Source organism: Pseudokineococcus marinus, from assembly GCF_013004605.1.
Lineage (GTDB): Bacteria > Actinomycetota > Actinomycetes > Actinomycetales > Quadrisphaeraceae > Pseudokineococcus > Pseudokineococcus marinus.
Window position 1 is genome coordinate 1 of the sequence record NZ_JABEMA010000070.1, and the last position, 12,228, is coordinate 12,228.

Consider the following 12,228-nt stretch of genomic DNA (forward strand, 5'->3'; position numbering starts at 1 on the left):
ACGGGCGCCGTCGCCCCGGCCGCCCTGCCGGCCGCCGTCCCCGGCCGCCCCGAGCGCCGGGCGCTCGCCCAGATCCGCGCCGAGGAGCCCTTCCCCACCGACCGCGCGTCCGTCGTCCACCTCGTCCAGCGGACCACGTGGGGAGCCACCCCCCAGCTCCTCGAGGAGGTCCGCGCCCGCGGTCCCGAGGCGTGGCTGGAGGAGCAGCTGGCCCCTGACGCGGTCGCCGACCCCGTCGCCGACGACCTCGCCCGCCGCTACCGCTGGCACGGCTGGTCGATCTCCCGCGTCCGCCAGGAGCTGCCCGCGGGCGACTGGGAGCTGCTGTGGGACCTCGGCTCGCTGACCTTCGCCCGCTACGTGTGGGGGCGCCGGCAGCTGCACGAGGTCATGGCCGACTTCTGGTCCAACCACCTCAACGTGACGTGCCCGTCCTCCGACGTGTGGGACAACCGCCACGACTACGACGCCACGGTCGTCCGCCGCCACGCGCTCGGGCGCTTCAGCGACATGCTCGTGGCCTCGGCGCGCCACCCCGCCATGCTCCGCTACCTCGACAACGCGAGCTCCGGGCGCTGGCACCCCAACGAGAACTACGCCCGCGAGCTCATGGAGCTGCACACGCTCGGCGTCTCGGCGGGCTACACCGAGCTCGACGTCCGCGCCGCCGCGCGCGTCCTCACCGGCCTCACCGTGGACGACGCCACCGGCCTGTACCGCTACGACGCCTACCGCCACGACACGGGAGCCGCCACCGTCCTGGGCTGGCGCACGGAGGCCCACTCCGCCGCCGCGGGCGAGGAGAAGGCGCTGTCCCTCCTGCGCTGGCTCGCCGTCCACCCTTCGACCGCCCGCTTCCTCGCGCGCAAGCTGTGCGTGCGCTTCGTCTCCGACGAGCCGCCGTCCGCCCTCGTGGAGCGGGTGGCCCAGGAGTACCTCCGCACCGGCACCGACGTCGCCGCCACCCTGCGGCTCCTCTTCCGCTCGCCGGAGTTCTGGGCCTCGGCGGGGGCGAAGACCCGGCGCCCGCTCGAGGGCTACGTCGCCGCGCTGCGCCTGCTCGGCGTCGGGCCCGACGCGCGGGGCACCACAGGTCTCAGCCACCTCAGCTGGCTGAGCCGCGAGATGGGCCAGCAGCCGCTGGCCTGGCCCGCCCCCAACGGCTACCCGGACGTCGCCGTCGCCTGGCAGTCGGCGAGCGCGACGCTCTACCGCTGGAACCGGGTGATCCTCGCGGCCGGCGGCTGGTGGCCGAACATGCTGACCTTCCGGCCCCTGCGCCAGCTGCTGCCCGCCCAGCTGCCCGCCACCTACGGCGGCCTCTTCGACGAGCTGGGCCGCAGCCTCCTGCTCCGCCCCCTGCAGGGCCGCGAGCGCACCGCGCTCCTCGGCTTCTGCGGCAAGACCGAGACCTCGCCCCTGAGGTCGACCGACGAGTGGCTCGGCTGGCGGCTGCACCACCTCGTCGCCACCGTCCTCGACGCCCCCGCCCACATGGTCCGGTGATGACGATGCCCCAGCACCATCCGCAGCACCTGCTCCGCGCCCGTCGCGGGCGCGCTCCCGGGCCGGTCCCGGCGCCGCGCCGCTCCGGCGACGACGCGACCGCCGGCTCCGCGACGGCGACGGCGTGCGGCTGCCCCGAGGACGGCCCCACCCGCCGCAGCGTCCTCGGCGCCCTCGGCGTCGGCGCCCTCGCCGCCGCGGCCGGCACGGGCACGAGCACCCGGGTGGCCATGGCCGCGCCCGGCTACACGGGCGACGTCCTCGTGGTCCTCTCCCTGCGCGGCGGCTTCGACGGCCTGTCCGCCGTCGCGCCCGTCGGCGACCCGGCCTACGCCGCCCTGCGGCCCGACATCGGCGTCCCCGGGCAGGCGGCGCTCATGCTCGACCGGACCTTCGGCCTGCACCCCTCCCTGCGGGCGCTCAAGCCGCTGTACGACAGCGGCCAGCTCGGGGTCGTCCACGCCGTCGGGCAGGCGAGCCGCAGCCGCTCGCACTTCTCGGCCATGGAGGAGATGGAGCGCGCGGCGCCCGGCACGAGCCTGCGCACGGGGTGGCTCGACCGCACGCTCGGCACCCGCGGCCAGCTCTCGCCCCTCGCCGCGCTCCAGGTCGGCAGCCCCATCGCCTCCTCCGGCTTCGCCGGGCCGGTGCCCGAGGTGACCATGCGCACCATCGGCACCTTCGTCATGGACGGGCCCGACACCGACGTCGAGCGCGCGCGGTGGAACCAGGCGCTGCGCACCCTGCACGGGGAGGGCCCGCGGACCGTCAGCGCCGCCGGGCTCGCCGCGGTCGACGCCGTCGAGCGCCTGCGCGCCGTCCCCGACGCCGGGGCGCGCGGCCTCTACCCGACCGGTGAGCTCGGCGACGCCCTGTGCGACGTCGCCCGCCTCGTCCGGGCCCGCGCCGGCGTCCAGGTCGTCGCGGTCGACTCCGGCGACTGGGACATGCACGCCGGCCTCGGCCGCCACGACCGCGGCTGGATGAGCGAGAAGCTCACCGAGCTGGGGAACGCCCTCGCGGCCTTCGCCCGCGACCTCGGGCCGCTGATGTCGGGGGTGACGCTCATGACGCTCTCGGAGTTCGGCCGGCGAGCCGGCCAGAACGGCTCCGGCGGCCTCGACCACGGCCACGCCAACGCCGTCCTCATGATGGGCGGCGGCGTCGTCGGCGGCCGCGTCCACGGTCGCTGGCCGGGGCTCGGCGGCTCCCAGCTCGACGACGGCGCCCTGGCCGGGACCACCGACTACCGCACCGTCGTCGCCGAGGTCCTGCAGAAGCGGTGCGGCGCGGGCTCGCTCGCCGAGGTGCTGCCCGGCCTGCCGTCCGTCGCACCGCTGGGGGTCGTCCGTGCGCGCGCCTGACCGCCGCGCCGTGCTCGCCGCGGCCGCCGCCCTCGGCGTGGTCGCCGGGGCCGCCGTCGCGGCCACCGGGGCCGGCGCCTCCAGCACCCTCGCCCCCCTGCCGGGCACGACGACCACCGCCGTGGCGGTGGCCCAGGGCGGCGTGCTGCGCCTGGGCGCCGACGGCGTCCTGCGCGCCAACGCCCTCAGCCAGCAGGCCGGCTCCTTCACGGCCTCCACGACGACCACCGAGGTCCGCCGCGGCGTCGAGGACCTCCTCGACGCCCACGAGGACCGCCTCGTCGTCGCCGCGGGGAGCCAGGTCCAGGTCGTCGACCGCACGACCGGGGCCGTCCTGCGCGCCGTCCCGCGCGCCGGCGTCCAGGGCGCCCAGGCGGCCGGCTCGTGGCTGCTGCTCCACCGGGACGGTCCCGACCAGGTCGTCGACGTGCGCACGGGGGCGACGACCCCCACCCCCGAGGGGTCCTCCCTCGCCGGCCCCCACCTCGTGCGCCCCGACGCCACCGGGCGCCGCCTCGAGCGGGTCGACCTCGACACCGGCGCCGTCGTGGCCGTCCACGGCCCCGCGTGCGACGGGGCCCGCGGCGGCGTCTCCGGCGCCTGGAGCGCCACGACCTGCGCCGACGGGTCGACGACGCTCGCCGAGGCCGGGTCCACCCGCGGCGGGCGCACGGCCGAGCCGGTCGTCGCCGCGGGCGACGGCGTCGTCGTCGGCGCCCGCGGCGGGAGGGCCCGCCTCGTCGACCTCACGACCGGCGCCACGACCGACCTCGGCGCCGTGCCCTACGGCCCCCCGGCCGACCACGTGGTGGCCCTCGACGAGGCCGGCCGCGTGGTCGCCTCGCTGGCGGCCGACGGTGCGGTGCGCGTGACGACGGCCGTGCCGGTCGTCGACTCCCCCGACGAGCGGGCCTACCGCTCCTCCGCCGGCGCGCTCGGCGCGGAGCTCGACCTGCCGCGCGTCCTGCGGGACGGCACCGCCGAGTGGCCCTTCGCCTCCGGCGGCGTCTACACCCGCGACGGCGCCAGCACGGTCGTCACGGGCGACCACTGGCGCGCCTTCCAGGCCCAGGACGGGGCGACCGGGTGGCTCGGCACGCCGCGCACGACCGCCTCGGGCCTGCGCGACGGCGGCTCCCTCGTCCACTACGCGGGCGGGTCCACCTACCGGTCGGCGACCTCGGGCACCCACGCCGTCGCCGCCGCGCCGCGCGCCCGGTGGGCGCAGACGGGCTGGGAGGGGGGCAGCCTCGGCTACCCCACCGGCAGCACGAAGACCGTCGCCCGCGGCGGGACGGCCACGGCCTTCCAGAAGGGCTCGATCCACTGGTCGCCGGCCACGGGCGCCCACGACACCTCCGGACCGGTCCGCTCGCGCTGGGCGAGGACGGGGTGGGAGCGCGGCCCGCTGGGCTACCCGACCAGCGACCCCATCACCCTCGCCGGCGGCGCCGTCCTGTCCCGCTTCCAGGGCGGCAACGTCTACTGGACCCGCGCCACCGGCGCCCACGAGGTCACCGGTGCGACGCTGGCCCGCTACGGGCAGCTCGGCTGGGAGAACGGCCGCCTCGGCTACCCGACCGGCCCGACCAAGGCCGTGAGCCGCGGCGGCACCGCCACCGCGTTCCAGGGCGGCTCGATCCACTGGTCACCCGCCACCGGCGCCCACGACACGTCCGGGCCGGTCCGCTCGCGCTGGGCCGCCACCGGCTGGGAGCGCGGCCCGCTCGGCTACCCCACGAGCGACCCCATCACCCTCGCCGGCGGCGGCGTCCTGTCCCGCTTCCAGGGCGGCAACGTCTACTGGACCCGGGCCACCGGCGCCCACGAGGTCACCGGTCCGACCCTCGTCCGGTACGGCCAGCTCGGCTGGGAGAACGGCCGCCTCGGCTACCCGACGAGCGGGCCGCAGCCCGTGGCGGGCGGCGTCCGCACCGACTTCCAGGGGGGCTCGATCCTGCAGCGGGCGGACGGGAAGGTCTTCACGACGCTGCGGCGGTGACCCGGCCCGGGCCGGGCCACCGCCGCGCCGTCAGCGGACGGGCGCGCCCGTCGCGAGGAACTGCTCGAGCTCCTCGGGCGTGCCGAAGCAGTAGAAGTCGCCCTCGACGAGACCGACGCGGCGGCCGGCCGCCAGCATCTCGTTGAAGACGAGGGAGACGTAGTACTCCGGCATGGCCTCACCGACCTGCCGCTGCATCAGGGCGTCGGCCGCCTCGAGGAACACCCCGGCGCGGGCGAAGGTGTACGCGCCCATGAGGGCGTGCTCGGAGACGGCCCGCTTCTCGGCGGTGCGGACGACGAGCCCGTGCTCGTCCAGCTCGGCGAAGCTGTAGCGCGGGTCGCGGGAGCGGAAGGAGAGCAGAAGGCCGTCGACGTCGCCGCTCCCCCGCTCCTCGCCGGGCAGGGCCGCCAGGGCCTGCAGGTACGCGGGGCTGTCGAAGGCGATGTCGCAGTCCATGACGACGAGCGGCGCGTCGGGGTCGAGCAGGTGCCGGGCGGTGAGGCACGTCTCCACCGCGCCGCGCGTGTCGTGGTCGAGCAGCACGACCTCGGCGCCGGGCTCGGCCTCCCGGACGAGGCCGGCGAGGCCGTGCTCGCGCTCGGCGTCCTCGCGGACGACGACGACGAGGCGCCGCCCCCGCCCGAGGCCGTCGAAGGACGCCAGCGCCCGGCGGAACATCGGCGTCCCCGCGACGTCGATGAGCGGCTTGGGGGTGTCGACGCCCACGGCGCGGAAGCGCGACCCGAGCCCGCCCATCGGCATGAGGACCTGCACGGGTGCGGCCGAGGGGGCGCTCACGACGCCGCCCCGACCCCGGCCGCGGGGCCGCTCGGGTCGAGCTCGTCCATCGCGTACTCGCGGTCGGCGGCGGGGGCCGGCCCGGCGGGGCGGCCGAGGCGCCACCGCAGCAGGTTCGCGAGCGCCGTCGTGAAGACCTTGACGTTGCGGGCGTTCGACACCTGGTCCTCCTCGCGCCACGTGATGGGCTCGTAGGCGAAGGCGACCCGCCGGCGCACGAGGTCGAGCAGCAGCTCGAAGTTGAAGGTGAGGCCGTCGGCGAAGCGCAGGTAGGTGCGCTCGTCGAGGTCGGCGACCGCGAAGCAGTTGAGCCCCGAGCCGAGGTCGGCCAGACGGCGGCCGGTGACGACGCTGTAGACGACGTTGAGGACCCGGTTGCCGGCGACGCGCTTGCGGTCGTACCCGACGAGGCGCGAGCCGCGGCTGAAGCGCGAGCCGAGGACGGTCTGCACCGAGGGGTCGCGCTCGACCCGGTCGAGCAGCAGCCCGACCTCGGCCGCGACCGCCTGGTCGTCGCCGTGCAGGACGACGACGTGGCTGGCCCCGACCTCGGCGGCCCGCCGGAACACCGTCTTGTGGGTGCCGCCGAGGCTGTTGTTCTGCCGCGTGCGGAAGACCCGCAGGTTCGGCAGCCGCCCCGAGCGGGCCACCCCCAGCGCGGCCTCGGCCGTGCCGTCGGGGCTGCGGTTGTCGACGACCCAGATCTCGCGCACGCGGGCGGCGAGGGCGTCGTCGACGCCCTCCAGCACGCGCACGACCTGGTCGGCGCAGCGGTAGGTCGGGATGGCGATGACGGCGTCGATGACGGCGCCTCCGTTCTCGTCGTGGTCGGGCCCCTCCGGGGTCGGGGCCCGCGTCGTCGGGGCGGGCTCAGGCGCGGGGGTCGGGGCCGCCTCGCTCAGGGCCGCCTCGTCCAGGGGTGGGGCGCTCGACCGGGGCGGGCCCGGGCAGCGGGAGCTCGTACTGGTCGGCGAAGCGGTTGAGGGCCTGGAGCGAGACGGCGAAGTACTTGAGGGCGTTGCCGGGGTCGATGACGACGCGGTGGGTGAGCATGCGCCCGTAGAAGAGGCCCACGTGGAAGAGCACCGACCGCTGCTCGGCGGGCGAGAGGTAGCGGGTCATGACGTGCGTCGTCACGTGGTCCTCCAGCTCGGCGTACCGCGCGGACCGGTGGTCGCGGTAGGAGATCGCCGGGACGCCGCCCTCCTCCCCGAGGCCGACCGGCGCGGTGTCCTCGTTGAGGAACTCGTAGCCGTAGTGCAGCGACTGCATGTGGCGGGCGAAGTCGATGACCGGGCCGCGCACCTGGTTGTCGTCCGAGGGGTCGATGACGAGCGGGCGGTCGGTCTCCAGGTCCACGAGGACGTTGTCGACCGTGAGGTCGCCGTGGATGCTCGTCGACTCCCGGTAGACCGACAGGTCGTGCCAGGCCCGCTCGTCCGCCCGGATCCGGCGCAGCACGGCGTCGAAGCCGTCGAGGACGCGGCCGTTGACGACCACCCGCTCGGCCGCGACGGCGCGGCCCAGCTCCTCGTGCTGGTCCGCGGCCGCCCGGACCCGGTCCACGAAGCGCTCGCGCACGTAGTCGTCGCGCTGCTGCGGGTGCTCGCCCAGCGGGCCGAGGCGGTACACCTCGGTGCTGACGAAGGCCCACACCCGGTCGAGCATCGCCGTCGCCTCCTCGCGCGAGCGCTCGTGCACCCACTCGAAGAGCGGCTGGCTGGCGGGGCGGTACTCGAGGTCGATGGCGTAGTGGTCCTCGTCGGACTCCTCGCCCGTGACCTGCACGAGCAGGTCCAGGTGGCGGCGCGCCGCGAGCCAGTCGTGCTGGTTCTTCAGCCGGTGCGCGTGCTCGGGGGGCACGATCTTCTTCACGTACAGGCGACCGTCCTGCTGCGCGAGGACGGTGACGGCGTTCGAGCCGCCCTTGAAGAAGCGCACCAGCGTCACGTCGCCCGCCACCTCGAGGCGGTGGAGCACCCGGCTCAGCGCGTCGCGCTGGAAGTAGGCGTCGAGGAAGGACGGCAGCTGCCCGGAGATGTCCTCGTCGCGGCGGAGCTTGTTCTCGAAGCCCTCCGCGGCCGGCGGCAGGGGGCGCCGGTCCCCCGCCGGCCCCCGCAGGCGGATGACGAGCAGCGACACGACGCCCAGCACGAGCACCGGCCCGTAGAGCACGAGCCACGTGGCGACCGCCAGCACGAGGACGGCCGCGGTCGTCGCCGCGCCCTCGGGACCGACGAACTCCAGGACGTCGGCGACGTACTGCTGCGGCAGCCCGGCGGCGACCGAGGGGCTGACGACGGCGTAGGGCGCGGCGGTCGCGACGACGAGGTCGCGCAGCGGCGCCCCCGGCAGCAGCAGGACGGCCACGAGCGCCGCGGCGAGCAGGTAGCAGCCCCACGACGCGGCGGTGAGCAGCGCGTAGCGGCGCAGCTGCGCGGGCTGGCGCACGAAGCGCTGCAGGCCGAAGAGGACCGACCACACCTTGAAGCGCAGGCGGGTCTCCAGCCGGCTGTTGAGCAGGCTCGAGGCGCGCCAGACGAGCCGCAGCAGCGGGCCGTTCTCGAGCACGACGAGCGTGAGCAGCACCAGGAGGCCGAGCGACAGCAGGACGACGCCGAGCGCGGCCAGCGGGACGACCGGGCTGTCCTCCCCGCGCACGAGGGCCACGAAGGCGAGGAAGGCGCCGGCGACGAGGACCACGTCGATGAGCCGCTCGACGACGACGGCCGCCAGCGTGTAGAGGGTGCTCACCCGCAGGCTGCGCGCGACGAGCACGGCGCGGACGACCTCCCCGAGCCGCAGCGGCAGCACGGCGTCGAAGAGGTAGCCGATGGCCAGCGCCTGGACGTGCGGGACGAGGGACTCGCGGCGCACGTTGTCGACGACCGTCTTGGTGCGCGCCGCGCGCAGCACGTGCCCGAGCAGCAGCACGACGGCGGCTACCGCGACGACGACCCACCCCGCGGGCCCCAGCTCGGCGACCAGCAGCGGCAGCAGGCGCGCGAGCGCGGGCGTCGCCAGCAGCACGAGCACGACCGTCGCGGCCGCCCCCGCGTACAGGAGCACCGAGCGGCGCGAGAGCGCCCGCTCGCGCCAGGTCCGCGTCACGGGCGGGGCCGGGCGGGCCGGGTGGGCGCCCGTCGTCTCCACGGGGGCGCCCATCAGATCGTCGGCACCCGCAGGACGGCGACCCCGGCCGCCCGGGCGGCGCTCACGCCGGCGTCGGAGTCCTCCACGGCCAGCGCCGTGCCCGCCTCGACGCCGAGGCGCTCGAGCGCCAGCAGGTAGCAGGCGGGGTCGGGCTTGCTGCGCGGGACGTCGTCGCCGAAGACGGTGACGTCGAAGAGCGCGGCGAGGTCGTGCTCGACGAGGATCTGCCGCGCGTTGCCGCTCTTGGCCGTCGTGACGAGCGCCGTCGGCGTCGTGGGCGCCAGCTGGCGCAGCAGGCCCACCAGCGAGGCGTTGACCCGGGTGAGCCCCAGGTAGCGCCCGTAGCGGTCGGCCTTCTCGCGGCGCAGCGCGTCGACGCCCTCGGGGCTGATGCCGGGCACGAGGTCCGGGAGGAAGTCGCGCGAGTCGCGACCCCACGTGCCGTCGAAGGCGTCGCGCGTGAGCTCCGCGCCGACGGTCGCGAGGGCGTCCCGGTAGGCCAGGTAGTTGGCCTCCCCCGTGCTGACGAGCGTGCCGTCCAGGTCGAGCAGCAGCGCGCCCACCTCACCCGCACCGGTCACGGGGCGACCTCCAGGGGCGCGGGCTCGCGGTGGAAGAGCCACCGGCTGAAGAGGAAGTTGGCGAGGAAGGACGGCGGCAGGCTGAGGAGCTTGGCCACCAGGGGCGCCCAGCCCGTGGACTGCACGACGAGCTGGATGAGCAGCGAGAAGACGGTGATGGTGAGGGCGTACCAGCCGACGAAGAGGACGTAGGAGCGCACGCTCATGGCGGCGCCGAAGGCGTACCGCGTGCTCACGAGGTAGACGACCGTGACGGCGCAGGCCGAGCTCAGCACGTTGGCGAGCCAGGGCGCCAGCCCGGCCCACGTGAGCAGCCCGAAGACGGACAGGTCCACCGACAGGCCGAGGCACGTGCCGACGAGGAAGCGCAGGGCCTGGCGCAGGAGCGCCAGCGGCCCGGCGAGGCGGCCCGGCGCGCTCACGCCGCCGCCCCGTCCCGGCCGCGCCGGCGCAGGCCCGCCGTGACGGCGCCCGCGGCCACGAGCAGGAGCCCGGCGGCGGTCAGCGGGACGAGGAGCACCGCCCCGACCGGCGCGTAGGAGACCTCGAGGCGACCGGCGTCCACCCCGGCGGGCACCTCGACGCGCAGGACGGCGCCGTCGAGCGCGTCCACCGGCACGGGCTCGCCGTCGACGGCGGCGCGCAGCCCCGGCCACCACGTCGTCCGCAGCACGACCTCCCCGGGCGAGGCGCCGGTCGTCACGGTGTAGGCGTCCATCGGCTGACCGCGACGCGCCACGTCGGTGACCCACCCCTCCTGCTCGAGCTCGACGCCGTCGGCCGCCGTGACCCGCCCCGGGAGGCCGTCCTCGCGCCCGTACCGCAGCCACCGGCCCTCCTGGCCCTGCGGCGTCCAGCCCTGCGCGAAGTGGTCGAGGACGGCCTGCGGCGCGCGCTCGTCGAGGAGGACCTCGTCGGAGGACAGCAGGTCGACCCACGCGAGGTCGGTGCCCGTCGCCGTCTCGAGCAGCGCGGCCGGGTCGCCGCACGTGAAGCCGAGGAAGCCCCGGCACCAGTGCTGGTCGAGCGCCTCCTGCCACACCGCGTGGCTGCCGAAGCCCGGGCGCAGGTCGGCGAGGAGGTTGCCGTTGCCGCTCATGACCCCGGCGTCCCACATCTCGGCCTCGTCGACGCCGAAGGTCACCACGGTCGTCGCCTCGTCGACGGCGACGGACCGCTCCCGGTAGGACTCGACCGTGCGGCCCAGCCCGTCGCCCCGGTACAGCCCGCGGAAGAGCATGTCGTCCTCCGGCTGGCCGGCGATCCGGTCGGCGCGGGCCTCGAGGGCCCGCATCGCGAGGACGCCCGTGAGCGGGGCGAGCAGGGCCGCCACGACGAGCACGACCGCAGCGGCGCGCGCGGCCGGGGCCCCGCGGAGCAGCGCGACGGCCGCGAGGAGCCCCAGGGCGACGACGGCGCCGCCGAGGACGTGCGCCTCCCACAGCCCCGGGGCGCGGAAGAGCGAGACGACCACCTGGAGCGCGACCACGGCGGCGGCCCCGAGCAGCCGCCCGCGGGTCAAGCGCGGTGCCGCCGAGACGGCGAGCACCGCCAGCACCGTCACGGCCACCTGGACGACGACCAGGTAGCGCAGCGGGTAGCGGAAGAGCAGCACCGTCGTCGGGAGCTGGGTGGCCACCACGGCGCTCACCCACAGCAGGGCGGCGGGCACGACGCCGGGAGCACCGACCGCCCGGCGCCAGTCGACGAGCACGAGGAGCGGCACCGCGACGACCATGGCCCCCATCGCGGGCACGAGCCCGATGGACCCCACCCACGCGTTCGTCTGGCCGAGCAGCGTGGGGCCCGCGAGGACGACGTCGAGGAAGTTCGTGACGGCGTAGCCCGCGTTGCCCACGAGGGGGTCCGCGCCCTGGCGCGCCGTCACCGCCGACGTCTGCACCATCGTCAGGAGCGTGGGCAGGCCGGCGAGCAGGCCGCCGACGCAGGCGGCGGCGCGCCCGAGGACGTCGCGGTCGCGCACGAGCGCGCGCACGGACCCGGCCTCACGGCCGCGCTCGACGAGCAGCGCCGCGATGAGGACGAGCGCGAAGGGCAGGACGTAGGGGTTGCCGGAGGTGAGCAGCGCCCAGGTGGCGAGCCCGGTGACCACCACGCCGACGGCGCCGCGGCTGCGCAGGCCCACCCAGAGCCAGGGCAGGACCGCGAGGCTCAGCAGGAGGGGCCACCACGAGCTGCCGAACCAGAGGAGGAACCCGCTCGTCGACGCGCCCAGCGCGCCCGGCACGGCGAGGGACCGCCGCACGCCGTGCTGGCGCAGGAGCGCGAGGACGCCGAGGGCCAGCGCCGTCGTCGTCACCCCGCCGTAGACCCACGACCAGACGACGAGGTCGTCGAAGCGGGCGGCCGCCGCCTGGAGGACCCAGTGGAGCGGGTCGAGGACGCCGTACTGCATGTCGGCCGTGAAGTTGCCGGCCATGCCGAGCTCCGGGTCCATGAGCGGCGGCTGGCCCGCCTCCTGCCGGCGGCCGAGCCACCACATCGCCGGCCCGAACTGGCGGATGGCGTCGTCGAACCAGAAGAAGCGGGGCGCCAGCGCGGAGAGGACGACGAGGAAGGCGCTCTGGCCGGCGACGACGAGCGCCGGCGAGAGGAGGTCGGTGCGCCCGCGGGGCGGGGCGGGCGCGGGGCGGGCGGGGTCGGCAGGTGCGCGCGACGTGCTCGCCACCGCTCCCACCACTGCGCACCCCACCGCTCGACGACCCTGCCGCGCCGACCGCCCTGCGGGGCGCGGCGCCCGGCGATGCTATCCGCCGGGCCCGCGCGGCCCGGTCCGGCGAGGCGCCACGGCGCGCCGTCG

At 76.5% G+C, this 12,228-nt stretch carries 9 protein-coding genes; 3 read left to right on the forward strand and 6 right to left on the reverse strand.

Translation table 11 applies throughout. The features are described from left to right. The 3 genes from HLB09_RS06770 to HLB09_RS19855 all read left to right on the forward strand — a co-directional run. On the forward strand, nucleotides 1-1,506 hold a 1,506-nt coding region (locus HLB09_RS06770), incomplete at its 5' end, for a DUF1800 domain-containing protein (RefSeq protein WP_212770676.1). Then, nucleotides 1,506-2,870, forward strand: coding sequence for a DUF1501 domain-containing protein (locus tag HLB09_RS06775; protein ID WP_212770677.1), 1,365 nt, complete (start codon nucleotides 1,506-1,508; stop codon nucleotides 2,868-2,870). The genes HLB09_RS06770 and HLB09_RS06775, both read left to right, overlap by 1 nt. Beyond that, nucleotides 2,857-4,872: a hypothetical protein gene (locus HLB09_RS19855; protein ID WP_171202633.1), complete on the forward strand. Its 2,016-nt coding sequence runs from the start codon at nucleotides 2,857-2,859 to the stop codon at nucleotides 4,870-4,872. Before HLB09_RS06775 ends, HLB09_RS19855 begins: the two co-directional genes overlap by 14 nt. 30 nt (nucleotides 4,873-4,902) lie before the next feature. On the opposite strand, the gene HLB09_RS06785 is transcribed toward HLB09_RS19855, so the two are convergent. Genes HLB09_RS06785 through HLB09_RS06810 form a run of 6 tightly spaced genes read right to left on the reverse strand, consistent with a single transcriptional unit; the run spans nucleotide 4,903 to nucleotide 12,096 of the window. Continuing rightward, nucleotides 4,903-5,673: a glycosyltransferase family 2 protein gene (locus tag HLB09_RS06785; RefSeq protein ID WP_171202634.1), complete on the reverse strand. Its 771-nt coding sequence runs from the start codon at nucleotides 5,671-5,673 to the stop codon at nucleotides 4,903-4,905. Continuing rightward, entirely contained in the window at nucleotides 5,670-6,590 is a 921-nt protein-coding gene (locus HLB09_RS06790) for a glycosyltransferase family 2 protein (protein ID WP_322790053.1), read from the reverse strand. Before HLB09_RS06790 ends, HLB09_RS06785 begins: the two co-directional genes overlap by 4 nt. Further along, nucleotides 6,544-8,838: a lysylphosphatidylglycerol synthase domain-containing protein gene (locus tag HLB09_RS06795; RefSeq protein WP_171202636.1), complete on the reverse strand. Its 2,295-nt coding sequence runs from the start codon at nucleotides 8,836-8,838 to the stop codon at nucleotides 6,544-6,546. Before HLB09_RS06795 ends, HLB09_RS06790 begins: the two co-directional genes overlap by 47 nt. Continuing rightward, the gene (locus HLB09_RS06800; RefSeq protein ID WP_171202637.1) at nucleotides 8,838-9,407 is read right to left on the reverse strand and encodes an HAD family hydrolase; all 570 of its coding nucleotides are present in this window, start codon (nucleotides 9,405-9,407) and stop codon (nucleotides 8,838-8,840) included. The genes HLB09_RS06795 and HLB09_RS06800 overlap by 1 nt, the downstream gene beginning before the upstream one ends. Then, a complete protein-coding gene (locus HLB09_RS06805) occupies nucleotides 9,404-9,829 on the reverse strand; it encodes a GtrA family protein (protein WP_171202638.1) in 426 nt (141 codons plus the stop codon). The genes HLB09_RS06800 and HLB09_RS06805 overlap by 4 nt, the downstream gene beginning before the upstream one ends. Then, nucleotides 9,826-12,096: a hypothetical protein gene (locus HLB09_RS06810; RefSeq protein ID WP_171202639.1), complete on the reverse strand. Its 2,271-nt coding sequence runs from the start codon at nucleotides 12,094-12,096 to the stop codon at nucleotides 9,826-9,828. Before HLB09_RS06810 ends, HLB09_RS06805 begins: the two co-directional genes overlap by 4 nt. Nucleotides 12,097-12,228: the final 132 nt, after the last annotated feature.

What these genes read in the sequence shown, in the direction of transcription:
- HLB09_RS06775 (WP_212770677.1), top strand. Translation starts at nt 1,506, where the DNA reads ATGACGATGCCCCAGCACCATCCGCAGCACCTGCTCCGCGCCCGTCGC.
- HLB09_RS06795 (WP_171202636.1), bottom strand. Translation starts at nt 8,838, where the DNA reads ATGGGCGCCCCCGTGGAGACGACGGGCGCCCACCCGGCCCGCCCGGCC.